24 protein-coding genes are annotated in these 25,994 nt (G+C 67.5%); 17 read left to right on the top strand and 7 right to left on the bottom strand.

Annotation, left to right across the window (positions count from 1 at the left end):
* Positions 1–109: 109 nt before the first annotated feature.
* The 6 genes from hisH to leuS all read left to right on the top strand — a co-directional run bounded on the left by hisH (position 110) and on the right by leuS (position 6,442).
* Positions 110–775: an imidazole glycerol phosphate synthase subunit HisH gene (hisH, locus tag LAQ73_RS05935; RefSeq protein WP_224270317.1), complete on the top strand. Its 666-nt coding sequence runs from the start codon at positions 110–112 to the stop codon at positions 773–775.
* 62 nt (positions 776–837) lie between these two features.
* Complete coding sequence (gene pheA / locus LAQ73_RS05930) at positions 838–1,644, top strand: prephenate dehydratase (protein ID WP_224270316.1); 807 nt, start codon at positions 838–840, stop codon at positions 1,642–1,644.
* A gap of 72 nt (positions 1,645–1,716) precedes the next feature.
* Positions 1,717–2,136, top strand: coding sequence for an Hsp20/alpha crystallin family protein (locus tag LAQ73_RS05925; RefSeq protein WP_224270315.1), 420 nt, complete (start codon positions 1,717–1,719; stop codon positions 2,134–2,136).
* Between the two features lie 136 nt (positions 2,137–2,272).
* Positions 2,273–2,716, top strand: a complete 444-nt coding sequence (hsp14, locus tag LAQ73_RS05920) for an archaeal heat shock protein Hsp14 (protein ID WP_224270314.1) — start codon at positions 2,273–2,275, stop codon at positions 2,714–2,716.
* Between the two features lie 184 nt (positions 2,717–2,900).
* Positions 2,901–3,371, top strand: a complete 471-nt coding sequence (locus tag LAQ73_RS05915) for a hypothetical protein (protein ID WP_224270313.1) — start codon at positions 2,901–2,903, stop codon at positions 3,369–3,371.
* Positions 3,372–3,529: 158 nt separating this feature from the next.
* A complete protein-coding gene (gene leuS / locus LAQ73_RS05910; RefSeq protein ID WP_224270312.1) occupies positions 3,530–6,442 on the top strand; it encodes a leucine--tRNA ligase in 2,913 nt (970 codons plus the stop codon).
* Between the two features lie 10 nt (positions 6,443–6,452).
* Here the strand turns inward: leuS and LAQ73_RS05905 are convergent, their stop codons facing one another.
* Both LAQ73_RS05905 and LAQ73_RS05900 read right to left on the bottom strand, forming a co-directional pair.
* Positions 6,453–7,700 carry an MFS transporter gene (locus tag LAQ73_RS05905; RefSeq protein WP_224270311.1) on the bottom strand — a complete coding sequence of 416 codons (1,248 nt, stop codon included), beginning with the start codon at positions 7,698–7,700 and terminating at the stop codon, positions 6,453–6,455.
* 88 nt (positions 7,701–7,788) lie between these two features.
* Positions 7,789–9,483 (bottom strand): long-chain fatty acid--CoA ligase, encoded by a 1,695-nt coding sequence (locus LAQ73_RS05900; protein WP_224270310.1) that lies wholly within the window; start codon positions 9,481–9,483, stop codon positions 7,789–7,791.
* Positions 9,484–9,640: 157 nt separating this feature from the next.
* Here LAQ73_RS05900 and LAQ73_RS05895 point away from each other — a divergent pair, with 157 nt between their 5' ends.
* The 3 genes from LAQ73_RS05895 (at position 9,641) to LAQ73_RS05885 (ending at position 11,947) form a co-directional block, all read left to right on the top strand.
* The gene (locus LAQ73_RS05895; protein WP_224270309.1) at positions 9,641–10,339 is read left to right on the top strand and encodes an HAD family hydrolase; all 699 of its coding nucleotides are present in this window, start codon (positions 9,641–9,643) and stop codon (positions 10,337–10,339) included.
* A gap of 68 nt (positions 10,340–10,407) precedes the next feature.
* Entirely contained in the window at positions 10,408–11,475 is a 1,068-nt protein-coding gene (locus LAQ73_RS05890; protein WP_224270308.1) for a phosphotransferase family protein, read from the top strand.
* A 4-nt stretch (positions 11,476–11,479) separates the two neighbouring features.
* Positions 11,480–11,947 carry a MaoC family dehydratase gene (locus tag LAQ73_RS05885; RefSeq protein WP_224270307.1) on the top strand — a complete coding sequence of 156 codons (468 nt, stop codon included), beginning with the start codon at positions 11,480–11,482 and terminating at the stop codon, positions 11,945–11,947.
* Positions 11,948–12,270: 323 nt separating this feature from the next.
* Here the strand turns inward: LAQ73_RS05885 and LAQ73_RS05880 are convergent, their stop codons facing one another.
* Positions 12,271–12,726, bottom strand: coding sequence for a MaoC/PaaZ C-terminal domain-containing protein (locus LAQ73_RS05880; RefSeq protein WP_224270306.1), 456 nt, complete (start codon positions 12,724–12,726; stop codon positions 12,271–12,273).
* An 81-nt stretch (positions 12,727–12,807) separates the two neighbouring features.
* Here LAQ73_RS05880 and LAQ73_RS05875 point away from each other — a divergent pair, with 81 nt between their 5' ends.
* Complete coding sequence (locus LAQ73_RS05875; protein ID WP_224270305.1) at positions 12,808–14,382, top strand: AMP-binding protein; 1,575 nt, start codon at positions 12,808–12,810, stop codon at positions 14,380–14,382.
* 24 nt (positions 14,383–14,406) lie between these two features.
* Here the strand turns inward: LAQ73_RS05875 and LAQ73_RS05870 are convergent, their stop codons facing one another.
* On the bottom strand, positions 14,407–15,588 hold the full coding sequence (locus tag LAQ73_RS05870) for an iron-containing alcohol dehydrogenase family protein (protein WP_224270304.1): 1,182 nt from the start codon (positions 15,586–15,588) through the stop codon (positions 14,407–14,409).
* A 116-nt stretch (positions 15,589–15,704) separates the two neighbouring features.
* On the opposite strand from LAQ73_RS05870, the gene LAQ73_RS05865 reads away from it, so the two are divergent.
* The 7 genes from LAQ73_RS05865 to LAQ73_RS05835 all read left to right on the top strand — a co-directional run bounded on the left by LAQ73_RS05865 (position 15,705) and on the right by LAQ73_RS05835 (position 23,434).
* Positions 15,705–17,255 carry a class I adenylate-forming enzyme family protein gene (locus LAQ73_RS05865; RefSeq protein ID WP_224270303.1) on the top strand — a complete coding sequence of 517 codons (1,551 nt, stop codon included), beginning with the start codon at positions 15,705–15,707 and terminating at the stop codon, positions 17,253–17,255.
* Complete coding sequence (locus tag LAQ73_RS05860) at positions 17,252–18,025, top strand: SDR family NAD(P)-dependent oxidoreductase (RefSeq protein ID WP_224270302.1); 774 nt, start codon at positions 17,252–17,254, stop codon at positions 18,023–18,025. The genes LAQ73_RS05865 and LAQ73_RS05860 overlap by 4 nt, the downstream gene beginning before the upstream one ends.
* 138 nt (positions 18,026–18,163) lie before the next feature.
* Positions 18,164–19,378 (top strand): acyl-CoA dehydrogenase family protein, encoded by a 1,215-nt coding sequence (locus tag LAQ73_RS05855; RefSeq protein WP_224270301.1) that lies wholly within the window; start codon positions 18,164–18,166, stop codon positions 19,376–19,378.
* Positions 19,379–19,381: 3 nt separating this feature from the next.
* Entirely contained in the window at positions 19,382–20,368 is a 987-nt protein-coding gene (locus LAQ73_RS05850) for an LLM class flavin-dependent oxidoreductase (RefSeq protein ID WP_224270300.1), read from the top strand.
* 105 nt (positions 20,369–20,473) lie between these two features.
* Positions 20,474–21,238 carry an enoyl-CoA hydratase/isomerase family protein gene (locus tag LAQ73_RS05845; RefSeq protein ID WP_224270299.1) on the top strand — a complete coding sequence of 255 codons (765 nt, stop codon included), beginning with the start codon at positions 20,474–20,476 and terminating at the stop codon, positions 21,236–21,238.
* Positions 21,239–21,351: 113 nt separating this feature from the next.
* Positions 21,352–23,013, top strand: a complete 1,662-nt coding sequence (locus LAQ73_RS05840) for an acetate--CoA ligase (RefSeq protein ID WP_224270298.1) — start codon at positions 21,352–21,354, stop codon at positions 23,011–23,013.
* A 139-nt stretch (positions 23,014–23,152) separates the two neighbouring features.
* Positions 23,153–23,434: a hypothetical protein gene (locus LAQ73_RS05835; protein ID WP_224270297.1), complete on the top strand. Its 282-nt coding sequence runs from the start codon at positions 23,153–23,155 to the stop codon at positions 23,432–23,434.
* 7 nt (positions 23,435–23,441) lie between these two features.
* Here the strand turns inward: LAQ73_RS05835 and LAQ73_RS05830 are convergent, their stop codons facing one another.
* The 3 genes from LAQ73_RS05830 to LAQ73_RS05820 are packed head-to-tail and all read right to left on the bottom strand — an operon-like array spanning position 23,442 to position 25,952.
* Positions 23,442–24,404: an NADPH:quinone reductase gene (locus LAQ73_RS05830; RefSeq protein WP_224270296.1), complete on the bottom strand. Its 963-nt coding sequence runs from the start codon at positions 24,402–24,404 to the stop codon at positions 23,442–23,444.
* A gap of 56 nt (positions 24,405–24,460) precedes the next feature.
* Positions 24,461–24,796 (bottom strand): Zn-ribbon domain-containing OB-fold protein, encoded by a 336-nt coding sequence (locus LAQ73_RS05825; protein WP_224270295.1) that lies wholly within the window; start codon positions 24,794–24,796, stop codon positions 24,461–24,463.
* On the bottom strand, positions 24,789–25,952 hold the full coding sequence (locus LAQ73_RS05820) for a thiolase domain-containing protein (RefSeq protein ID WP_224270294.1): 1,164 nt from the start codon (positions 25,950–25,952) through the stop codon (positions 24,789–24,791). Before LAQ73_RS05820 ends, LAQ73_RS05825 begins: the two co-directional genes overlap by 8 nt.
* Between the last annotated feature and the right edge of the window lie 42 nt (positions 25,953–25,994).

Raw genomic sequence — 25,994 nt, 5'->3', positions numbered from 1 at the left:
TTCACCGCAGTCCGGACGGCCACGTTCGCGCGGACGGCAACGTTCGCCCGGACGGTTATCTTCGCCCGGACGGAAACACACTTGCACGCTGGGGCGTCTACGTTCGAGTGTGAGTACGACATCACCACCTCCCGCGGAGGAAGCGCTGGCCTCCGTCGTCGTGGTCGACTACGGCCTCGGCAACCTCCGCAGCGCCGTCCGCGGCCTTGAACGCGCGGGCGCGGACGTCACCGTCACCGACGATTCCGAGAGATTTGCCGACGCCGACGGCATCGTCCTCCCCGGCGTGGGCGCGTTCCGCGAGGGGATGGAGAACGCCGACCCATACAGAGAAGCGCTCGAAGCGGCCGACGACCGCGGGCAACCCGTCTTCGGCATCTGTCTCGGGATGCAGATGCTTCTGACGACGAGCGAGGAAGCCGAGCACGCCGGCGAGGGCGACGTGGAGGGCCTCGGGTTCATCCCGGGGACGAACGTCAGGTTCTCGCAGGGCCAGAAGGTGCCGCACATGGGCTGGAACGAGCTGTCCGTCGAGCGAGACCACCCGCTCGTCGAGGGAGTGAACGGCGAGTACGCCTACTTCGTCCACTCGTACTACGCGGTCCCCGAGAGCGACGACGCCGTCGTCGCCACCACCGACTACGACGTGGAGTTCCCGGCGGTCGTCGCCAACGAGGACGGCAACGTGATGGGCACGCAGTTCCACCCCGAGAAGAGCGGCGAGACGGGGCTTCGCATCCTGCGGAACTTCGTCGAGTTCTGCGCCGACCAGTAGCCGCGAAGGTAGTTCCGCCGTACCCGACGCGTTTTTCCCCCGTTCCCGACAACGAACCGGCAATGCAGGCAGTCACCCTCGGACCCGCGGGCACCTACTCGCACCGCGCCGCCAGCGCCGTCGCCGACGACGTGGAGTTCCGCGAGTCGGTCGCCAGCATCGTCGACGCCGTCGCCGACGGCGAGTTCCGCCGCGGCGTCGTCCCCATCGAGAACAGCATCGAAGGCAGCGTCACCGAGAGCCTCGACGCGCTCGCCGAGCGCGAGGTGAGCGTCGTCGGCGAACTCATCACGCCGATTCGCCACGCGCTCGTCGCCCAGGGTGAGTCGTTCGACGTGGTCGCCAGTCACTCGCAGGCGCTCGCGCAGTGCCGCACCTACCTCGAAGAGAACTACCCCGACGTGGCGGCCGAAGCCGTCGCCAGCACCGCCCGCGGCGTCGAGCGCGCCCGCGACGACCCCCGCGTCGCCGGTATCGCCCACCCCGACACGGCCGGGTCGGACCTCCGCGTGCTCGCCGAGGACATCCAGGACCGCTCCTCGAACGCGACTCGCTTTCTGGTCGTCGCGCCCGTCGAAGAGCGCTCGGAGGCCGGCGGTAAGACCTCGCTCGTCGTCTATCCGAACGCGAACTATCCGGGACTCCTGCTCGAACTGCTCGAAGCGTTCGCCGAACGAGACATCAACCTCTCGCGCATCGAGTCGCGGCCGAGCGGCAACCGCCTCGGCGACTACCTGTTCCACATCGACTTCGAGGCCGGACTGTACGAAGCGCGCGCGAAGGAAGCCGTCGCCGACGTCGAAGAGATAGCGAAGAAGGGGTGGGTGCGGCGACTCGGGTCGTACGACACCCGTCACGTGCTGTACTGACGCTTCCGAGCGGACGGCGTGTCACCGAGCGGAATAATATTCTTACGGTCGGCGGACGGACTCTCACGTGTCATGCCGGACCGCAACAACCCGTTCGACGAGATCGAGCGCCTGTTCGACCAACTGAGCCGAAACTTCGAATCGTCGGGGATGTCGAGGCTCAGAGATATCTCCATCGACCTCGAAGAGCGCGGCGACGAGTTCGTCGTCACCGCAGACTTACCGGGCTACGAAACCGAGGACATCGACCTCTCGGTGCGCGACCGCCAGTTGACGATTCGCGCCGAACACGCGGACACCGCCGAGGAGCGCGACGACGCCTACCTCCGACGGGAGCGGACTCGTCGGAGCGCCTCCCGAACGGTCCACCTGCCCGAGGCGGTCGAGGAGGAGGCGTCGGACGCCTCGTACCGACACGGCGTCCTGACCGTCAGGCTGCCCAAGCAGCGCCGTTCGGACGACGACGAGGGGCACCGAATCGACATCGAGTGAGTCCATTCGTTCACGTCGTATTTCTCGGAAAATGCAGAATAAAGGAAGTAGGGGCCCCGTAGCGTGCGAACTGCTATCTTCGATCCAGCAATCTTTATATTCGAAGGCCGCCTTATAGGGCGTCGGTGAATTAGAGATGATGCGACGTTCCAACCCGTTCGACGAGTTCGAAGACCTGTTCGAGCGAATGAGCAAGCAGTTCGAGGGAATGAACCGACAGTTCGAGGAGAGCCGCCCCACGTGGAACACCACCGGCATCTCCGTCGACGTCGCCGACGAGGACGACGAGTTCGTCGTCACCGCCGACATGCCCGGCTTCGAGAAGGAGGATATCGACCTCTCGCTGTCCGGACGGACCCTCACGCTGAGCGGTTCCCGCGAGATGGCCCGCGACGACGACACCAGCGAGTACATCCGCCGCGAGCGCCGCAGTGAGTCCGTCAGCCGGAGTATCCGTCTCCCCGAGGAGGTCTCCGAAGACGAGACGCACGCCACCTACTCCAACGGCGTGCTCACGGTTCACCTCCCGAAGCGCACCGTCGGCGAGGAAGACGACTCCCACCGCATCGACCTCGACTGAGTCGCGCGGATGGTCGGTCACTGTCGGTTCTCGTCCGTTTCTCTCTCCGGTTTTTGCCGTGTTGGTCCTTCACGCCGAATCGCCCTCCTCGGTCCGTCGCGCGCTTTCTCGTCGCGTTGACTGTCCGTTCGGCGCTACTTTCCGAACCGTGAGGTATAAGTGAACTCTTCTCATACCTGTCTCCGTGACTTCGTACCGCCCGTCGCCACGGACCGCACTCGTCGGTGGCCTCCAGTGGGCGACGACGACCGCGTTCCTGTTCACGCTCCTGTTCGTCGGTCTCTCGACCGGACTCCGAACGCTCGGCGTCGCCGCGAGACCGGACCCCACCGCGTCGTTCGTCGTCGTCACGCTCGCGTCGTTCGTCGGCGGCGTCGCCTGGGTCCGCCGCCGGACGCCTTCGGCGGCCCACGACCGCAGAGCGCACGCACGCCGCGTCGAATCGCTCGTCCTGCTCGTCGGCTGTGGCTTCGGCTTCCAGGTCGTCGCGCTCGGCCTCGTCTCGAACACGCCCGTCGGCGGCGCTGCCGTCGCGGAAGCGCTCGCGCCCGTCGTCGCAAACGGCCTCGCGGTCGTAACCGCGTACGCCATCCCGTACGCGCTCGACGTTCATCCGTCGGCGGTCGCCCGCGAGTTCGAGACCGAGACGGTCTGATTCGAGACGACCCGACGCCGCCGGTCGTCCGAGGCCGATTCGGCCCCCCACGACGCCGTTCGTCGCGTGCTAGCTCCTGACGCAACTTTTGCCGCCATCCGACAGTCTCACAAGTCAAGTATAGGAGTTATTTTAGTCTGCCTCCCTCAAGGTCGGGTATGGATTACGACCCGCAGGAACTCGAAGAGCGCTGGCGGGAGCGCTGGGCCGAGACGGGCCGATACGAGGCCGACCCCGCCGACGCCCCCGACGACGAGGAGACGACGTTCATCACGGTGCCGTATCCGTATCCCAGCGGCGGCATGCACATCGGTCACGCCCGGACGTACACCGTCCCCGACGTCTACGCCCGTTACCGACGACAGCAGGGCGACAACGTCCTGTTCCCGATGGGGTGGCACGTCACCGGCACGCCCATCATCGGTGCCGTCGAGCGTCTGAAGAAGGGCGAGGAGAAGCAACTGAGCGTCCTGAAGGACACGTACAACGTCCCCGAGGAGACGCTGCAGGAACTGGAGACGCCGATGGGCTTCGCCCGCCACTTCATCGAACAGCACTACAAGAAGGGAATGAAGTCGCTCGGCCTGTCGGTCGACTGGCGACGCGAGTTCACGACGAACGACGAGCGCTACTCGAAGTTCATCACCTGGCAGTACGAGACGCTGAAAGACCGCGGGCTGCTGGAGAAGGGCCTACACCCGGTCAAGTACTGCACGAACGAGAAGCAGCCGGTGACGACCCACGACCTGCTGGAGGGCGAAACCGCCGAGTACCAGGAGTACACGCTGGTTCGATTCTCCTTCGAGCGGGACGGTGAGACGGTCGTCGCCCCGATGGCCACCCTCCGCCCCGAGACGGTGTACGGCGTCACGAACGCCTACATCGACCCCGACGCCGAGTACGTCGTCGCCGACGTGAATGGCGAGTCGTGGTTCGTCTCCGCCGAAGCGGCCGAGAAACTGCGCCTGCAAGCCTACGACGTGGAGGTACACGAGACGGTCAGCGGGGAGGAACTCGTCGGCAAGCGCGTCACCAACCCCGTCACCGACGACGAGGTGCTCGTGCTGCCCGCCTCGTTCGTCGACGCCGACAACGCGACGGGTGTCGTCATGTCCGTGCCCGCGCACTCGCCGGACGACTACGTGGCGCTGCGGGAGGCGAAAGCCGACGCCGAGCGGATGGAGCAGTATGGAATCGACCCCGCGGAAGTCGACGCCATCGACCCCGTTCCCATCCTCGAGATCGAGGACTACGGCGAGATTCCCGCGCGGGTCGCCGTCGAGTCCCGGGAAATCGAGTCCTCCGACGATCCGGCGCTGGCGGAGGCGACGAAGGAGCTCTACAACAAGGAGTTCCACGGCGGCGCGATGCTCGACATGTACGGCGAGTACGCCGGCGAGGTCGTCGAGGACATCCGCGACCAGTTCCGCGAGGACTACCGCGACTCCGGCGCGTTCGACTCGATGTACGAGTTCTCCGAGGAGGTCGTCTGCCGCTGCGGCGGCGACGTCGTCGTCGCCGAGCAAGACACGTGGTTCCTGCGTTACAACGACGAGGACTGGAAGGCGAAGACGAAGCGCGTCGTCGACGGGATGGACGCCATCCCGGAGAACACCCGCGGCGAGTACGACCACACCATCGACTGGCTGAACGAGTGGCCCTGCATCCGCAACTACGGGCTGGGGACGCGGCTGCCGTGGGACACCGACTTCGTCATCGAACCGCTGTCGGACTCGACCATCTACATGTCCTACTACACGGTCGCCCACCGCCTGCGGGACGTGCCGACCGAGGAGTTGACCAGAGAGTTCTTCGACACGCTGTTCTACGGCGCGGAGGCCGTCTCCGACCCCGACGAGCGCGCACTGGAACTGCGCGAGGAGTGGGACTACTGGTACCCCGTGAGCTACCGCTTCTCGGCGAACGACCTCATCTCGAACCACCTGACGTTCTACCTGTTCCACCACGCCGAGCTGTTCGACGAACCGAACTGGCCGCAGGGCATCGTCGTGATGGGGATGGGACTGCTGGAGGGACAGAAGATGTCCTCCTCGAAGGGTCACGTCGTCCTCCCCGGCACCGCCATCGAGAACTACGGCGCGGACACCGTCCGCTTCTTCCTGCTCAACTCGGCGGAGCCGTGGCAGGACTACGACTGGCGCGACGACCAGGTCGAGAGCGTCCGCAGCCAGTTGGAACGCTTCTGGAACCGCGCACAAGAACTCGTCGAGAGCGCGGAACCCCAGTCAGAAGAAGGGTCGAGCGGCGGACGGCCGCGAGACGGCCCCGAGGGCGAGGAGGACCTCGAACACGTCGACCGCTGGCTGCTGTCGAAACTGCAGGCGACCGTCGAGAGCGTCACCGAGTCGATGGAGAACTCCGAGACGCGCAGCGCGAGTCAGGCCGCCTTCTACGGCTTCGAGGAGAACCTGCGCTGGTATCGCCGCCGGACCGACACCGACCGACCGGGCGCGCGCTGGACGCTCCGGAAGGTGCTGGAGACGCGCCTGCGCCTCCTCGCGCCGTTCGTCCCGTTCATGGCCAACGAACTGCACGAGCAGTTGACCGGCACGGCCGCCGAGGACGCGCCGTGGCCCGAGGTGGACGAGGACTTGATTCGACCCGACGTCGAGATTCAGGAGCGCCAGATCGAGCGCCTGACCGACGACGTGCGCGACATCGTCGGCGTCACCGAGACGGACCCCGAGGTGGTCCGCGTGTACGTCGCCGCCGACTGGAAGCGAGCGGTGTTCGACGTGGTCGCCGACGCCGGCGACGACGTGGGCGCGGTGATGGGACAGGTGATGCAGAACCCCGACCTGCGCGAGAAGGGTAACGAGGTCAACCAACTGGTGCAGGACCTCGTGGAGGTCGTCCGCGGCCGGGACGACGAGACGGTCGACGCGATGGCCGAGATGGACGAGTACGCCGCCTACGAGGAGGCGACCGGCTTCCTCGCCCACGAGTTCGGCGCCGACGTCGAACTGTACGCCGAGGGCGAGGACGCTTACGACCCCGGCGACAGAGCGTCGGCGGCGGTGCCGTTCCGCCCGGCGATTCACATCGAATAACGTAGAACACTCAGGAGGCGGCCGTCGTCAACCGGTCGGCGACGCCGACCATCGCCGCGCCGAGGACGCCGAGAACCCCCGAGGCGACGAAGGCGGGCGCGTAACTCGAGAAGGCGTCGTAGACGAGACCCGCAGACGGCGGGGCCAAGAGCCCCGAGATGGCGAACGAGACGGAGACGAGACCGAAGACGACGTTGATGTTCTCCGCACCGAACAGATCGGCGGTGAGCGGCGACAACAGCGCACCGTTGCCGCCGTAGGCGGCCCCGTACACCAGCGCGAACGCGAGCACCGCCACCGCCGACTCCGTCGCCGCCAGCACGATGGTCGACAGGCCCATCGTCGCCGAACAGGCGACGAACACCCGCGTCCGACCGAGTCTGTCGGCGACGCCGCCGATACCGAGGCGGGCGACGCTAGTCGCCGCGCCGACGAGGGTGAGCCCCCAGACGCCGACGCCGCGGCCGAGTCCCGCGTCGGCCGTGTAGACGACGAGGTGCGCGAAGACGACGTACAGCGACGCGTAGATGAACACCCACCCGAACAGCACGAGCAGAAACGCGGGGGTTCGCGCGACGGCCACCGTCTCGCGGAACTGGGTCCGCCACGGCATCACCTCGCGTTCGACGGGTGCGCCGCCGTCGAACTCCACGTCGGCGTTCACGTTGAGGCGGCGCGGACTGTCGGCGACGAGCGCGGCGGCGACGGCGAGCATCGCCAGCGCTGCGACGAGAAACAGTCCGTACGTCCAGCGCCAGCCGACGGCGAGAATGAGCGCCGAGGCGGCGGGCGTGGCGACCAACATACCGACGCCCGTCCCCGAACTGGCGATACCGCCGGCGAACCCCCGACGGCGCTCGAACCACCGCGGCACCGTCGCAAAGGCGACGACATAGACGACGCTCAGGCCGAGCGACGTGACGACGCCGTAGAACAGGAGCACCTGCCAGAACGACGTGCTCAGCGCGAGACCACCCAGTCCGACGGTGAGAAAGCCCATCGACGCCAAGAGCAGCGGCCGCGTCCCGTAGCGGTCGACGAAGCCGCCGACGACGGCCGCTCCGACGTACATTACGAACGTCTGGACGCCGAATATGAGCGACGTCTCGCCGCGGGAGCGCCCGAACTCGACGAGCATCCGGTCGAAGAACACGCCGAAGGAGTACGAGACGCCGAAGACGACCGTCGCGCCGAGAAAGCACGCGAGCGCGACGAACCACCCGTAGTAGACGTTCGAGCGCTTCACCCACGAGTACACGCGGGACACCTCCCAGAGCCGTTTCGTTCCCGCGGCCCGAGGCCGTCTCGTCCCCGCCGTGACTGACCGCCGTCAGTCGAACTCATCGTCACCGGTCGCCGTCGGACGCCGGTGTCTCGCCGCTCGCCGCGTCCTCGGCCTCCCGTTCGTCGCCCGTCTTCTCACCCTCGCCCGGCGCGTACGGGAGGTCGGCGTCGCCGTACTCGTCGCGGAGCTGTTTCTTGTCGAACTTCCCGGTCGCGGTCTTGGGGACCTCCTCGACGAACACGACGTTGTCGGGGAGCCACCACCGCGGGTAGCGCTCTCCGAGGAACGCGAGCACGTCGTCGGCCGAGAGCGACCCCCCCGGTTTCCGCTGGACGCAGGCGACCGGTCGCTCGCGCCAGCGCTCGTGCGGCACCCCGATGACGGCGGCTTCGAGCACGCCGTCGTGTTCCAGGAGCGCGTTCTCCAGTTCGATGCTCGAAATCCACTCGCCGCCGCTTTTGATGACGTCTTTCGCCCGGTCGACGAGTTCGAGGTAGCCGTCCCCGTCGACGACGGCGATGTCGCCGGTCTTCAACCAGCCGTCCTCGAAACTCCCCTCGTTGGCCTCCGGACGGTTGTAGTACTCGTCGACGACGGTCGGCCCGCGGACGTACAGCTCGCCGGCGGTCTCGCCGTCCCAGGGCACCTCCTCGCCGTCGTCGCCGACGAGTTTCATCTCCATCCCCGGCGAGAGCAGCCCCTGTTTGGCCCGCTTCTCGAAGCGCTGCTCGCGGTCCCACTCGCGCATTCCGGATTTGGGCCGCGAGACGCTGCCGATGCTCATCGTCTCGGTCATCCCCCACGCGTGCTCGATAGTGACGTCGTAGTCGTCCTCGAAGCGGCGCATCACGGCGCTCGGGGCGGCGCTGCCGCCGACGACGATGCGTTCGAGGCTGCTGATGTCGACGTCGTGGTCGTCGAGGTAATCGAGCAGATTTATCCAGACGGTCGGCACGCCGGCGGTGAGCGTCACGCCCTCCTCCTCGATGAGTCGCGCGAGCGTCTCGGCGTCCGGCGACGGCCCCGGGTACACCTGCTTTGCGCCCGCCATCGCCGTCGAGAACGGTAGCTCCCAGGAGTTGACGTGGTACATCGGGACGACGTGCATCACCACGTCGCTCTCGTCGACGCCGAGCGCCGACGGCGTCGCCACCATCATCGCGTGGCTGTATATCATCTTCTGGGTGTACTCGACGCCCTTCGGCTTCCCGGTCGTTCCGGAGGTGTAGCACATCCCCGCCGGCTGGTCCTCCGAGAGGTCGGGCCACTCCACCGGGTCGGCGTCGGCGACGAACGCCTCGTAGGCGGTGACGCAGTCGAGCTCCGTCTCGGGGACGTGGTCGTCCAGCACGATGACCTCGCGGACGCCGTCGAAGCGGTCCCAGAGTCGCTCGACGGTCTCGAACGGCTCACCGGGGTCGACGAGCAGCACTTCGTCGCCGGCGTCCTCGACGATGTACTCCACGTGGTCGTCGGGGAGGACCGCGTTGATGGTGTGCAGTTGTGCGCCCATCAGCGGGATGGCGAAGTACGCCTCGTAGTGGCGGTGGGTGTTCCAGCCGACCGTCCCGACCCGGTCGCCGGGCTCGACGCCGAGCGCCGACAGCGCCCCGGCGAGTTTTCGAGCCCGCTCGCCGAACTCGCGGTAGGTGTAGTGGGTCATCCCGTCCGGGCCGCGCGAGACGACCTCCTTCTCGGGAAAGAGCTTCGTCGCGCGCCAGAAGAACGGTCGAAGGGTCAGCTCCGTGGATGACATAATCTACCGTGATAGACGGTAGTCACCCCCATTAGTTCTGCCGACACCGGTAGGGTTCGGTCGTCCGCCGCCTCTCCGACGGCCCCCGTCGCGCCCCCGACACGCCCCACCGCACCCGCCGGAGGGTTCATCGCGGTGGCCCGCCAACCGACCGGGCGTGAACGACGACACGAACGACTGGCGGGCCGTGTTCTGGGACATCGGCGGGGTGCTCCTCGACGTCGACTCCGCGCGCGAATCTCATCGACGGTTCGTCGAGGCGCTCGACGACGCCTACGAGCTCTCGATACCCGTCGACGCGGCGTTGGAGACCTGGCGAACCGAAGTCGGCCGCCACTTCCACGAACGGGAGGGGACCGCGTTCCGGTCCTCGCGCACGGCCTACGGCCACGCCGTCGACGCCCTCGTCGGCGACTCCGTCCCGGCCGACGAGTGGACACCGCTGTTCGAGCGCGTCCAGCGCGAGACACTGCGGCCGAATCCGGGTGCCGTCGAGACGGTCGAGCGACTCGGCGACTCGGACCGTCACGTCGGCGTCGTCAGCGACATCGACACCGCCGAGGCGTATCTCATCTTCGACGTGTTCGGCCTCACAGACGCGTTCGACTCGGTGACGACCTCCGAGTCGGTCGGCCGGACGAAACCCGACCGGGCGATGTTCGAGGCGGCGCTCGCGGCCGCCGACGTCCCGCCGGAGACGGCGCTGATGGTCGGCGACCGCTACGAGCACGATATGGAGGGAGCGGCCGACGCCGGACTGTCGACCGTTGCGTACGGTGCCGACAACGGTCCCGCCGTCGACTACCGCGTCGACGACCTGCGCGAGGTTCTCGACGTCGTCGGCGTCGAGCGCTGAGCAAAAGCGTTCGGAGCGTCGACCGGTTCGGCGGTGCGTTTTAGAGGGTGGTTCGTCAACTGCTATCGATGACCAACGAGCGGAGCTACGAGGAACGACTCGTCGACGAGCGCCGACTCCGGACGTACCTCACGTCCGAACTCGGCGACGTGGGGACGTTTTCGGTTGAGTGGCACCAGGAGGGCCACTCCAACGAGACGCTGTTCGTCGCGTGGGGCGACCGCGATCTCGTGTTGCGCCGACCGCCGCCGGGCGACACCGCGGACACCGCCCACGACGTGGGTCGGGAGTTCCGGGTGATGGACGCCCTGCAGGGAACCGACGTCCCCGTCCCGCCGACGGTGCTGTACTGCGAGGACGACTCGGTAATCGGCGGCGAGTTCTACCTGATGGAGCGCGTCGACGGCGACGTCGTCCGCCTCGAGGAACCCGAGCGCTTTGCGACTCCCGACCGCCGGGCGGAACTCGGGCGCGAACTCGTCGACTCGCTGGCGGCGATTCACGCCCTCGACGTCGACTCCGTGGGTCTCGGGGGGTTCGGCCGCCCGGAGGGCTACCTCGACCGGCAGGTCGACCGCTGGGGCAAGCAGATGGCGTGGGCCGCGGGGCGGACCGAGCGCCCGGAAGGACTTCCGGGCCGCGACGAGGTGGAGTCATGGCTCGCCGACAACGTCCCCGACGCTCCCGAGCACACGCTCGTCCACGGGGATTACAAGCTCGACAACGTCATCCTCGCCCCGGGGACGCCGCCGCGGGTCAACGCCGTCGTCGACTGGGAGCTCTCGACGCTCGGCGCGCCGCTGTCGGATCTGGGATGGATGCTCCTGTTTTGGCACGACGACCCCGATGACGAGCCGCCGATTCCCGAACTGATGCCGTCGTTCACGGCGCGCGAGGGGTATCCGACCCGCCGCGAACTCGCCGCGCGCTACGAGGAGCGCTCGGGTGTCGCCGTCGAGCACTCGACGTTCTATCTGGCGCTGGCGACGTACAAACTGGCGGCGGTCTGCGAGATGTTCTACGCGCGACACCTAGCCGGCGACAGCGACGACCCGCTGTACGCCGCCATGGACGAGGGGACGCCGAAACTCGTCGCGTACGCCCGGGAAGTAATCGAGGGGACGCGGGCGTGGTGAGTCGATGAAGGCGATGGAGACGCTGCACTTCGAGGAGTTGGCCGTCGGCGACGCGTTCGAGACGAGTGGACGAACGGTGACCCGAGCGGAGATAATCGGCTTCGCCGACCGCTACGACCCCCAGCCGTTCCACGTCGACGCCGAGGCCGTCGAGGAGTCGGTGTTCGACGAACTCGTCGCCAGCGGGTTGCACACGATGGCGCTGGCGAACCGCCTCGTCACCGACGACTTCTACGCACAGACGTCGGTGATGGGCGGCACCGGCATCGAGGAGGCGAACTTCCTCGCGCCGGTCCGCGCCGGCGACACGCTCTCGGTCCGCGTCGAGATCGTCGGCAAACGGGCGTCGGCGTCGAAACCCGACCGCGGTCTCGTCACCGTCGAACAGACCGTCTCGAATCAAGCGGATGAAACCGTGTTGACGCTGCGAATCACGAGTTTCTTCCGGCGGCGCTCGGCCGCCGACGGCTGACCCGGCAGGCTGAACGGACGGCCGGTTTTGGCGGTTGGTTTGCTCGGCCCTGGTGACACCCTCAATCAGTGATAGTTTGACGGGGTTCTGCTGGGTAGAGAGGATGTATTTCTCAGCAGGTTAGTCATGACTCGCGGTCCAATCAGTGCGAGGGATTAGTGTATGTGCTGTTCCCGTGGACTCACTGAGCATCACTCCGTCGTCGCGACAGCCATCAGTTCATCAGGATAATGCACGTCGATAAACACCTCCTTCTTGGAGGTATGTGCGCCCTCTACTCAGCACGCGAGCTCTGTCACGACTCGAGACTTTGACAGAGCCGTCTACTCCACTTCCGGGCGCGTCCGAATGTACTCCAGCGTCTCGCAGACGAGCACCGTCCGGCCGTCGTCGGTCGTCACCTCGTCGCGGAACGTCACGATGCCGCCCGGCGACTTATCGCGCTTGTCGACGACTTCTCTGTTGACCGTAATCGTGTCGCCGACGAACGTCGGCGCGGGGATCCGCATCGAGTCGAGGCCGTAGTAGCAGACGTTCGACGCCTCGTTTCTGAAGTCGCTCGTGATGAGCCCCTCCATCACCGAGTACGTCAGCGGCGCGTGGACCGGCCGCTCGCCGAACTCGGTGTCGGCGGCGTAGGCGGCGTTCATCTGGAGTTCGTTCATGTCGCCGGTGTTCCCGGCGTGGGTGACGAGATGCGTCTCCGTGATGGTGCGCCCGCGGGTCTCGAACGTGTCGCCGACCGAGAGGTCGTCGTAGTACCGAACTGGCCCTGACATCGGTCTGCGGTACGCGAACACCCACCATAACTGCTCGCTCGAGGCGAACGTTTATCTTCTCGTTAGGTGCTACCGAGTATCATGAATCTCGAACACGCGCTGGAGCGGGCGGCGCGACACCATCCCGACGCCGTCGCGCTGTCGGGCCGAGGCGCGGACGGAGAGCGAACGTACCGGGAGCTCGCCGACCGAGTTCGCCGACTGGCCGGCGGGCTGACCGAACTCGGCGTCGAACGCGGCGACCGGGTCGCCGTACTCACGCGCAACCACGCGGCGTTCGTCGAGACGTCGTTCGCGCTCTACCGACTCGGTGCGAGCAAAGTCCCCCTGAACTCGATGCTCACGCCCCGCGAACAAGGTATGCTCGTCGACGACGCGGACGCGAAGGTGCTGGTCACGGAGGCGTCGTTCGCCGACCACCGCGCGGAGATGGAGTCGGCGGTGCGCGCGACGGTGGTCGTCGGGAGCGAAGACGGGAGGCTCTCCGGGGCGTGGGGCGAGAGCGCGCACTCCTACGACTCCCTTCTGGACGCCGACCCGACCGACCGCCCCGCCGACGTCTCGCTCGACGACCCCTGCGCGGTGATGTACACCTCGGGGACGACGGGTCGGCCGAAAGGCGTCCAGCACACCCACGGGACGTGGCTCTCGACGGCGCTCGCGCTGAGGGACGCGCTCGACCAGCGGGCGGACGAGGTGACGCTGCACGCCGCGCCGCTCACCCACGGTTCCGGCTTTCTGGTCGAGTCGACCGTGTTGGCGGGCGGCGCGAACCACCTCGAAGACGGCTTCGCCCCCGACCGATTCCTCGACGCGGTCGAGTCTCGCGGCGTCACCACGGTGTTTCTCGCGCCGACGATGGTGTACAAACTGCTCGACAACTACGACGGCGGCCGCGACACGAGTTCGCTGAAGAACGTCTACTACGCGGGGTCGCCGATGAGCGCCGCGCGACTCGCCGAGGGGATCGACCGCCTCGGCGACGTGTTCGTCCAGTCGTACGGGCAGATGGAGTGTCCGATGCTGATTACGCTGCTCGACCACGAGGACCACCGTCGGGCGCTCGACGGCGACGGGGACCGACTCGCCTCGGCCGGGCGCGAGGTCGACGTCGCCCACGTCCGCATCGTCGACGACGAGGGCGGAGACATCCCGTCCGGCGACCCCGGCGAGGTGGTGGTGACGGGGCCGCACGTCACGCCGGGTTACCTGAACCTCCCCGAGGAGACGGAGGCGACGTTCTCAGACCGGTGGCTCCACACCGGCGATATCGGCCGCGTGGACGAGGCGGGTTACCTCTACATCATGGACCGCAAGAAGGACATGATAATCTCCGGCGGGATGAACGTCTTCCCCCGGGAAGTCGAGGAGGTCGTCATCGGCCACGAGGCCGTCTCGAACGCCGCGGTCATCGGCGTCCCCGACGACTACTGGGGCGAGAAGGTGACCGCGGTCGTCGAACCGCGGCCAGGGGTCGATATCGACGCCGACACGCTTGCCGCGGAGATCGAAGCGCGCTGTGTTGGGGCACTGGCGGCGTACAAGAAACCGAAGACCGTCGAAGTCGTCGACGAACTCCCGCGCAGTTCCTACGGGAAAGTGCTCAAGACGGAACTCCGCGAACAGTACTGGGAAGGCGAGGAGCGCCGCATCTGACGGCTTTCGAGCACTACTGCCGCCTCACCACGCCGCTTCGAGGATGGCGACGATATCCGACTCGGTGACCCGCTTCGGGTTGTTGGCTATCGCCGAGTCGTGCGCCGCGATCTTCGCCATCGCCTCGAAGTCGTCGCGGTCGACGCCCACGTCGCGCAGACGGTAGGGCACGCCGATTTCCTCCTGTAGCTCTCGAATCACATCGCACATCGCCTCCAGCGTCGCCTCGTCGGTCGCCGAGTCGCCCTCCACCTCGACGCTCAGCGCGCTGGCGAGTCGGGCCATCCGCTCGGGCACCGCGTCGTAGGTGAAGCGGATGCCGTGCGGTAGGAGGATGCTGTTCCCGTCGCCGTGAGAGACGGGGTGGCGCGCGCAGAGCGGGTGGTTGATGCCGTGGTTGATGCTGATGCCGCCGACGATGCCGAGGCCGCTGAGGCCCGCGCCGAGCTGCGCGTCCACGAGCGCCTCGGGGTCGCCGTCGTTGACAGCCGCCGGGAGGTTCGTCACGAGCAGGTCGATGGCTTTCTCGGCGGTCGCCTGGTAGAACGGGTTCTCGGCGTGGCCGTCGGAGTAGAGAATCTCCACCGCGTGGTCGAGGGCGTTCATCCCCGTGCTGGCTATCGTCGCCGGCGGCGTCGTCGCCGTCGCCGCCGAGTCGTAGATGCAGGCCCGCGGCCGAATCTTCTTGTCGAGAATCACCGCCTTCTCCCCCGCTTCTTCGTCGGTGACGCCGAATATGTTCGACACCTCGGCGGCCGACAGCGTCGTCGACACCGAAAAGACGGGCGTCTTCGGCGCGGGGAGGTCGGGAACGTAGGACTCTCCGTCCGCCGTCGTCTGCGTCTTCATCTCGTGGAGGTCTCGACCGCTCTCGGCAGCGAAGACGGAGATCGCCTTCGCGGTGTCGCTTGCGCTCCCGCCGCCGACGCTCACGAGGCTGTCGGCGTCGTGTTCGAAGAACGCCTCGACGCCCGTCTCCACCGTCCTGAGCGGCGTGTCGCCCCGCGATCCGGCGTAGGTGTGGACGTGACGCTCGCCGAGGGCGTCGCCGACTGCGCCCATCAGTTCCTCGTTCGCGCCGACGTGTTCGCCGCAGACCACCATCGCTCGTTCGACGCCCGCCTCCGACAGTAGACCGTCCAGGCGACCGATGGCGTCCTCGCCCCAGACGAATCGAGCAGCCTCGTACCGGTGTTCGCGCACCATACGACTTCCGAACGCCGTACTGTGATAAATGTTGACGAGCGACGTGCCTGCGCTCTGAGATAAATGTTCACGAATAACAATCTACATGTGGTGGATGGACGTACCCTCGGCTACGAATGCGCATCGAAGCACTGCTCGAAAGCCGGGTGGAGAAGACGCCGGAGAAGTCGTTTCTGACGTTTCCGGACGCCCGATACAGCTACGAGGGGACGGCCGAGGAGTCGAAGCGGTACGCGAACGCGTTGTCGTCGGTGGGCGTCGAGGCGGGCGACGCCGTCGGTCTCTTCCTGCCGAACTGCCCCGAGTTCCTGTTTCTCATGTTCGCCGACGGCTATCTCGACAGCGTCACCGCGCCGTCGAACCCCGAGTACAAACCCGACGAACTGCGGCACTCGCTGGACCTCTCGCGGCCCGAGCTGCTCGTCACGACGCCGGACCTCCTCGACGTGGCGGAGAAAGCCGTCGAGGGGACGACCGTCGAGCGAATCCTGACGACGGAGGCCGTCGGCGATTACGAGTCGCTGCCGGCGCTGGCGGCCGACCAGTCGACCGAGATCGACCCCCACGACGGCGACGAGAGCTCGGTCGGCCTCCACATGTACACCTCGGGGACGACGGGGCCGCCGAAGGCCGTCGAGTGCCAGCACGAGAACTGGACGCTGAGTGCAGTCGACTTCCAGAAGCGGATGGGCTTCACCCACGAAGACACCCTGTTCACCGCGCTGCCGCTGTTCCACGCGAACGCCCAGATTTACTCGACGCTCGGTGCGGCGGCGGCGGGCGCGGAAGTCGTCATCTACGAGCGGTTCTCCTCTTCGCGCTGGTGGGACTGGTGCCGCGAACACGGCGTGACGGAGTTCAACGCGATGGGGAGCATGCTGAAGATGCTCGACAACGTCGCCGAGTCACCGGATGACAGCGAGAACCCGGTCGAACTCGTCTTCTCGGCCGGGACGCCGCCGGAGCTCATCGAACCGTTCGAGGAGCGCTTCGGTCTCCGCGTCGTCGAGGGCTACTCGCTCACCGAGGACCCGCTTCTGATGCTCAACCCGACAGACCCCGAGAAGCGCCGCATCGGCAGTATCGGCCTCCCACCCGCCGAAAAGCGAATCAAGGTCGTCGACGACGACGGCGACTCCGTTCCGACCGGCGAGAAAGGCGAGATAATCCAGAGCTGCCCGGCGCTGATGGCGGGCTACCACCGCCAACCCGACAAGACCGACGAAGCCGTCCACGACGGCTGGTTCTACACGGGCGACTACGGCAAACTCGACGAGGACGGCTTCGTCTACTTCCTCGACCGCAAGAAGGACATCGTCCGGCGGGCCGGCGAGAACATCTCCTCGTACGAGGTCGAAGGCGTCATCAAGGCGCTCGACGCCGTCGACGAGGTGGCGGTCATCCCGAGTCCCGACGAGTTCTACACGGAAGTCGTCAAGGCGCTCGTTCGCGTCAAGAAGGGCCACCAGCTAACCGAAGAGGAGGTCGTCGAGACGTGCCGCGAACAGCTCGCGTCGTTCAAACTACCCCGATACATCGAGTTCGTTGAGGAGTTCCCGTACACACCCACCGGGAAGATACAGAAGCAGAAGCTCCGGACGCGCGAGAAGGAGGAGCGCGTGAACCACTGGGACCGCGAGTCGGATTCCGAGGAGGCCGGCCGATGAACGCGCTCGACCAGTTCGACCTCACCGGTCGCGTCGCCGTCGTCACCGGCGGGACGAGAGGTATCGGTCTCGCCATCGCCGAAGGACTCGCCTCCGCCGGCGCGACGGTCGTTCCGACCTCCCGAACCGAATCGGACGTCGAAGCGGCGGCCGAAACCGTCGAATCCCACGGCGTTGAGAGCCTCGTCGTCCCGACGGACGTGACCGACGACGACGACATCCGAGCGTTGTTCGAGCAGACGGCCGACGCCTTCGGCGGCGTCGACGTCGTCGTCAACAACGCAGGCGTCAACCCGGCCGCGGCGCTCGGCCGACCGGAAAACGTCGACCCCGACGGCTACGACTTCGTCCTCGACGTCAATCTCCGCGGAGCGTTCCGCTGCGCGCAGGAGGCGGCCGAACACCTCGCCGAGAGCGACGGTGGCTCGCTCGTCAACGTCGCCAGCGTCGGCGGCGTCGTCGGCCTGCCGCGGCAACATCCCTACGTCGCCTCGAAACACGGCCTCGTCGGCGTCACGAAGAGTATCGCGCTCGACTGGGCCCCCGACGTGCGCGCCAACGTCGTCGCGCCGGGCTACGTCGCCACCGACCTCACCGCGGAGGTGCGCGAGAACGAGAAACTGAGACAGTCCATCGTCGACCGGACGCCGCTGGACCGCTTCGCCGACCCCGAGGAGCTCGCGGGGCCGGTCGTCTTCCTCGCCAGCGACGCCGCCAGTTACGTGACCGGCGCGTGTCTCGCCGTCGACGGCGGCTGGACCGCCCGATAGCGGCGAACCGTTCGAGCCTGGCGAACCGCTCGGCACCGACGGACCGCCCGTCAACGACCGAGCGCGCGTCTCCTGCGCTCTCCGGGGACAAATCACCGCAGTAAGAGAACTTTTAGCACAGAACGCGGATGAACGATTATGGAGTACGACGATTCCGAACGCGCGGAGGCGGTCGCGGCCCGCGTCCGCGAGTTCGTGGACGAGACGGTGATTCCTGTCGAGCGCGACCTGCTGGGCGACGGACCGATAGGTGAGGACCAACTGGCCGAACTGAGGGAGAAAGCCCGCGAACGCGACATCTACGCGCCACAGATTTCGACCGAGTACGGCGGGATGGGGATGCAGTTCCGCGACGTGCTCCCGGCGTTCGAGGAGGCCGGGCGGAGTCTGTTGGCCGCGCCCGCCATCCGCGTCGACGCCCCCGACGAGGGGAACATGCACACCTTCGAGCTCGTCGCCACCGAGGAGCAGAAAGAGGAGTGGCTCCGCCCGCTCGTCGCCGGCGAGGTTCGCTCCGGCTTCTGCATGACCGAACCGATGCAGGGCGGCGGGTCGGATCCGAAGATGCTCAAGACCGAGGCGAGAAAGGAGGGCGACGAGTGGGTGATAAACGGCCACAAATGGTGGACGACGAACGGCCTGGAGGCCGACGTTCTGCTCGTGATGGCCCGGACGGACTTCGACGCCCACCCCTACAGCGGCTGTTCTATCATCCTCGTGCCGGCCGACACGCCCGGCGTCGAGATCGAGCGCGGCATCCCGCACATGGCCGACGGCCTGCTCGGGACGAGCCACGCCGAGATCAAGTTCGACGACGTCCGCGTCCCCGTCGAGAACCTGATGGGCGAGGAGAACGAGGGGTTCACCATCGCCCAGCGACGTCTCGGACCCGCGCGACTCACTCACTGCATGCGCTACTCGGGGATGGCCCAGCGGGCGCTCGACGTGGCGAAGGCGTACACCAGCGAGCGGGAGGCATTCGGGTCGCCCGTCGCCGAGAAACAGAGCATCCGGTTCGCCGTCGCGGAAGCCGAAACCGAACTCCACGCGGCGCGCTGCATGGTCCGACACGCCGCCGACCGCATCACCGCCGACGACGAAGCCAGAATCGAGGTGTCGATGAGCAAGCTCTACACCTCGAACGTCGTCCAGGAGGCCATCGACACGGCGATGCAGTGCTGCGGCGCGAACGCCGTCGGCGAAGACCTCCCGCTCGCGGATTTCTACCAGAACGTCCGGCAGTTCCGCTTCGTCGACGGCGCGGACGAGGTCCACAAGCGCGTCATCGCCCGCGACGCCTTCTCCGATGTCGACGAGTCCGAACTGGAGAACGTCGCGAGGTACGGGGAGTAGTGGATGCCGACCTCGCTCGGACTGCTGCTCCCCGACATCTCCGCGGAGTCGCCGGCGTCGGTCGCCGAGCGCGCGGAGGAGCTCGGTTACGACGCCGTCTGGGTGAGCGAACTCTGGGGGACCGACGTGTTTGTCCAACTCGCCGAACTCGCGATGCGCACCGAGACTATCGGCCTCGGCACCGCCATCGTCAACGTGTTCTCGCGCTCGCCGGCCGTCATCGCCATGGCCGCGGCGTCGGTCGACCGACTCGCTCCCGGCCGCCTGACGCTCGGCGTCGGCGCGAGCACGCCGAAGGCCATCGAAGACCTCCACGGCTTCGAGTACGAGAATCCCGTCCGCCGCATCCACGAGACGGTCGAACTCGTGAAAGCGTATCTGAGCGACGCCGACGCCGTCGACTACGAGGGCGAGATGTTCGAGGTGGCGGACTTCCCCGGCCTCGACGTCGACGTGCCGGTGTTCAACGCGGCGCTCGGCCCCGCGAACAGGAGAGCGACCGGCCGGGTCTGCGACGGCTGGATTCCGCACAACATCCCGTTCGAGGGGCTCTCCGACGCCTTCGAGGTCGTCGCCGACGCGGCGCGCGAGGCCGGACGCAGTCCGGAATCAATCGCCGTCGCCCCCTACGTTCCGGCGGCGGTCTCCGATGACGAAACGGAGGCGTACGACGCCGTCCGCGGCCACCTCGCGTACTACGTCGGCAGCGGGGAGGGCTACCGCCGCGCGGTCGCCACCGCCTTCCCCGACGAGGCCGACCAGATAGCGAACGCGTGGCGAAGCGGCGACCGCGCGGCCGCGAGCGACGCCGTCTCCCACGAGATGGTCCGCGCGCTCGGGGTCGCCGGAACGCCCGAGGCGGCGGCGGCGCAACTGGAGACGGTTCTCGACCTCGACGTGCTCGACCGACCGATGCTCACCGTCCCGCGACAGGCTGACGACGACCTGACGCTCCGGACGATAGAGACGTTGGCTCCCGCGAATCGGTAACTCCGTCTGTCCGTCGGCGACGCTTCCGTCGCCCTCTCGGGCCGCGTCACCGTCGACCTTTCCGGAACCGCACGAACTATCCGGCTATGTGAGGGTTGTCACCATATGACGGAACACGTCAGCTACGAGTTCGCCGACGGCGTGAGCACGATTCGGCTCGACCGGCCCGAGAAGTTGAACGCGATGACGCTTCCGATGTGGGACGGCGTCGCCGACGGGGTGCGGCGCGCCGACGACGATGGCGCTCGGGCTATCGTCCTCACCGGCGCCGGCCGAGCGTTCTGCGCCGGCGACGACATCGGATCGCTCGTCGACATCGAGAACCCGCGGGACGCCCGCGAACTCGCCGACACGGTGCTCGGTTGCTTCGGCGCGATCGAGCGCTCGCCCGTGCCGGTCGTCGCAAAAGCGAACGGTCCCGCTTACGGCGGCGGGTTCGAACTCCTGATCTCTGCGGACCTCACGGTCGTCCCGCGCGAGGCCGTCTTCGCGCTGCCGGAGACCCGAATCGGCGCGTACCCCTTCTACGGCGCGAAGCGACTCGCCCGCCTCGTGGGTCGCCAGCGGGCGGCCGATCTCGCGCTGACCGGGCGGGAACTCGGTGCCGAGGAGGCCGTCGAGTGGGGCCTGTTCGCCAGAGCCGTCGGCGAGAGCGAACTGGACGACGCCGTCTCGGAGATCGTTTCGGCGCTCAAGCGCTCGTCGCCCGCGTCGCTGGAGACGACGAAGACGTGGCTCAACGCGTCGTTGCGCTTTGCGGGCGAAGACGAGGCGATGCGAAACGGGTTGGGCTACCTCTTTTCGGGGCCCGACGCCCGCGAGGGGGCGCTGTCGTTCCTCGAAGACCGAGACCCGGAGTTCGCCGAGTAGCCGATGGCGACCGCCTCGACACCGAAGTTTATCTCCTCCTGTTCGAATTATCGTGGTATGAACACACAAAGCACTCCTCGGCGTCTGAGAGCGACCGACCGGAGGAGACACCGATGACCACCTACGAAGAACTCCGCGACTCCTTCTCGTGGGACGACGTCTGGGAGAGCTTCGACTGGGACGGCCCCGACCGGTTCAACGTGGCCCACGAGACGGTCTGTCGGCACGTCGGCTCCGGACCGGCCGTCTACTGGGAGGGGGCCGCCGAGGGCGACCGCGAGACGCTGAGTTACGCCGACCTCGACGAGCGAAGCGCGCAGGTGGCGAACGCGCTCGACTCGCTCGGCGTCGACCGCGGCGACCCGGTGGCGACGCTCGTTCCCCGCCTCCCCGAACTCTATCCGACGTTTCTGGGAATCTGGCGGCGCGGCGCGGTGTACGTCCCGCTCTTCACCGCGTTCGGTCCGAACGCCATCTCGGTCCGCGCGGCCGACGCGGGCGTGAAGACGGTGTTCACGACGACCGAGTATCGAGAGAAGATAGCCGCCGTCGAGGACGAGGTCGGCATCGAGAACGTCGTCGTCATCGACCGCGAGAGCAATGGAGCCGACGGCGATGGCGGCGGGAGCGTCGTCGGCGAGGATATCGAGTACGAGACGCTCGTCGCCGACCAGCCGTCGACGTACGAGACGGCCGAAACGTCGGCGGACGACCTCTGCACGCTGGAGTACACGAGCGGGACGACCGGCCCGCCGAAGGGCTGCGAACTGACCCACCGCGTGTTGGCGGCGCTGTATCCCTACCTCCAGTGCTCGATGGACCTCGGCGACGACGAGACGGTCTGGGGCGCGGCCGACCCCGGTTGGATGTACGGGTTGTTGACGGCGGGTATCGCCCCCGTGAGCATTGGCGTGCCGAACGTGCTCTACGAGGGCGAGTTCGACCCCGAGGCGTGGTACGCGGTGATGGAGCGCTACGACGTGACGAGCCTTGCCACGAGTCCGACGGCGTATCGGGGTCTGGTCGCCGCCGGCGACGTCCACGAATCGTACGACCTCTCGCTGCGGAAAGGCAACAGCGCGGGCGAACCGCTGAATCCGGAGGTGATGCGCTGGTTCGGCGAGGAACTCGGCGTGACGGTGTACGACCACTACGGCGTCACCGAGTGCGGGATGGTCGCGGGCAACCACCACGCCTGTGAGATGGACGTCAAGCCGGGGAGCATGGGACGACCGCTGCCGGGGGTCGACGTCCGCGTCGTCGACCCCGAGACCGGTGCGGAGACCGACGCCGGCGAAGTCGGCGAACTCGCCGTCGCCCGCGGCGAGGCGACCTACTTCCGCGGCTACTGGAACGAACCGAAGAAGACCGCCGAAGCGTGGGTCGAACACGCGGACAGAGAGCTGTTTCTGACAGGCGACGCCGCCGAGCGAGACGGCGACGACTACCTCTGGTTCGTCGGCCGCGCCGACGACGTCATCCTCTCGTCGGGCTACCGAATCGGCCCCTTCGAGGTGGAGAGCACGCTGCTCGAACACGAGGCGGTCGCGGAGGCGGCCGTCGTCAGCGTCCCCGACGAGAAGCGCGGCGAACTCGTGAAGGCGTACGTCGTCACCACGGCGGGAACCGCCCGCGACGACGAGGTGGCGACCGACATCCGCGAGTTCGTCCGCGAGCGACTCGCCAAACACGCCTACCCCCGGGAGATCGAGTTTCTCGACGAACTGCCGAAAACCTCCAGCGGAAAGATCCGCCGCGTCGAACTCCGCGAGTAGCGCTGTCCCCGACGGAAACAGTGGCTCGGCGCTCTCGACGGACCAACGTTCAATGTTTTGGCCACCGTAGCGCATCTGTGAGGAACCTTTCGGAACCGCGTGCACGGGGATCGTCGACCGAGACGGGCGGGACGGACTGATGCCGAGTTTCTTCGACCCCGGACACGGGTTTCTGTCGTCGATCGACGAGATTGCCGTCGCTTTCGCGGCTATCGTCCTGTTTATCGTCGCCGGTGCGCTCGCGGAGTATCTCGGCAACGCGAGGGGCGGGACGGTCGTCGGCGCGCTCGTGGGCTACGTCGCCGTACTCCTCTACTGGGCACCGGCCGTCTTCGCCGACGAGTGGCACTACGCGCTCGTCGCCGCGGTTCCGGTCGTCGCCCTGGTGTATCTCTACAGAGGCCGCCGTGACCGGCGGTGAGGTCGTCTCAGGGGACGACGACGAGCTTTCCGAGGAAACTCCCCTCGCGCACCCGTCTGTGGGCTTCGGCCACCTCGTCGAAGCCGTACTCGCCGGCGACTTCGACGCGCAGGAGGCCGTCCGCCAGCAGGCGGTCGACGCGCGTCAACGGGTCGGCGAGTCGCGGCGCGTTGTACATGCTCATCAGGTGGAACTGCAGCTCTTTCCCCCCGGCGGCGGGGACGTTCGTGAATCCGGCTTCGAGATGCCGGTTGCGGAAGAGGACGATGCGGGCGTACGGCGCGGCGACGTCGCAGTCGAACTGGAGGTAGCGTTCGAGCATGTGGTCGACGACGACGTTCGGGCCGCCGTCGGTCGCCTCCACGACCGCCGATTCGAGGTCGTCGCGCCGGTAGTCGAACACCGTCCGCGCGCCCAGGTCGAGAAGTTCGTCGTGGTACTGCTCGTTCGCCGTCGTCACGACGCGAGCGCCCGACGCGGCGGCAATTTGCACGGCCACGTGACCGACGCCGCCGCTGCCCCCGTGTACGAGACAGTACTCCGCCGGTTCGAGCGCCGCGTGGTCGACGATAGCACGCCACGCCGTGACGGCGGCGACGCCCGCCGCACCCGCTTCGGCGAACGAGACACCGTCGGAGAGGTGTGCGACCCGGTCAGTGGACGCGGTGACGTACTCGGCCGCGCTGCCGTAGCGGTCGTTGCCGAGGCCGGTGCCGAAGACGCGGTCACCGACATCGAACGCTTCGACTCCTGCGTCCACCTCGTCGACGACGCCCGCGAAGTCGACGCCGGGGACCATCGGCAGCGTGAACGGCTGGTACGACCCGTCGCGGAAGTAGGTGTCGACCGGGTTGACGCCCGCCGCCTTCAGTTCGACTCGTATCTCGCCCTCGCCCGGCGTCGGCGTCTCCACCTCGTCGACGCGGAGCACGTCCGGGCCGCCGTGTTCGTGGTATCGTATGGCACGCATAGACAGCTATTGGGTCCGGAGGTGAAAAGGACGACCCCCGAAACGGGCCCGGGGCGCTACGCCGCCCGGAAGTAGAAGACGCCGTCCCGTCTGTCGACGAACTCGACGGGGTCGTCGGGGCCGAGTTCGGGGTTCTCCTCGATGCGGACGGTCACTCTCACCGTCTCCTCGCCGCCGACGTCGACGATGGCCACCTCGAACGGCTCCTCGCCCTGGTGGTCGGAACCGGGGACGCGAATGGTCGTCCGTGCGTACACCGTCCCGCTCCCGTCGAGGGGTGCTCTCTCGAACGTCTCGGACCCGCACTCGCGGCAGATGTACGCCTCGTGCCCGTACAGCAGGCCGCAGTCGGCGCACCGTGTCGCCGGAAACTCCGGGGGCGACTCAGACACCCGACGGCCCTCCGAGGACGGTGACGGTGCTCACCGCGCCGCTGCCGCCGAGGTTGTGCGCCAGTCCGACCTCGGCCCCGTCGACCTGATTTTCGTGTTCGCCGAGCAACTGCAGGCACACCTCGTAAATCTGGCCGATACCGGTCGCGCCGACCGGGTGACCTTTGGCGAGCAGCCCGCCGCTGGGATTGATCGGGAGTTCGCCGTCGACGGCGGTTCGACCCGCCGCGACGGCGGCCGCGCCCTCGCCCTTCTCGAAGAAGCCGAGGTCCTCGGAGTCGCCGATCTCCGCCGCCGAGAAGCAGTCGTGGAGTTCGACCACGTCGACGTCAGAAGGCGAGATGCCCGCCTCGTCGTACGCCTCTTCGGCGGCGAGCGTCGTCGCTTCGAGCGTCGTCAGGTCGTCGTAGCGGTAGGCGGCGCTCCGCCCCGTGGCGTGCCCGCTGCCGAGCACGGCTATCGGCGTCTCCGTGTACGATTCGGCGACATCCGCCGACGCGAGCACGACGGCGGCGGCACCGTCGGCGGCGGGACAGCAGTCGTAGAGACGAAGCGGGTCCGCGACCAGTCGGGAGTCGACGACGTCGTCGACGGTTACCGGCGACCGGAACCGCGCCCGCGGGTTCGACGCGCCGTTTTTCCGGTTCTTCACCGAGACGGCAGCGACCTGCTCGCGGGTCGCGCCGTACTCGTGCATGTAGCGGTCGAGCACGAGCCCGTAGAAGCCCGGAAACGTCAACCCCGTCGCCCCGTCGGTGCCGTGATCGGCGGCGCTACCGAGCGCGCGGGTAAACTCGGACGTCTCGGCGTTCGTCATCCGCTCGACGCCGGCGACGACGACGACGTCGTGGACGCCGGTTCGAATCGCCTGATACGCCTGTCTGAAGGCGATGCCCGAACTCGCGCACGCGCCTTCGGTCTTCATCGCCGGAACGCCGACGAGGCCGACGCTGTCGGCGACCAGCGGCGCGAGCGTCTCCTGTCCTTCGAGCATCCCGGCGACGAAGTTCCCGAGGTAGAGCGCGTCGACCTCCTCCCTGTCGACGTCACAGGAGCGAAGCGCCCGCCCGACCGCCGTGACGCCGAGTTCGACGATGCCCTCCTCGCGGACGCCGAACTCAGTCGTCCCCATGCCAATTACACACACATCGTTCATCGCCGGTGTGTCCGTGGCCCCGGTGCTTAAGCGTCACGTCGC

The sequence above is a fragment of the Haloprofundus salinisoli genome, from assembly GCF_020097815.1.
Taxonomy (GTDB): Archaea; Halobacteriota; Halobacteria; order Halobacteriales; family Haloferacaceae; genus Haloprofundus; species Haloprofundus salinisoli.
This window is presented reverse-complemented; position numbering and strand designations above follow the sequence as displayed.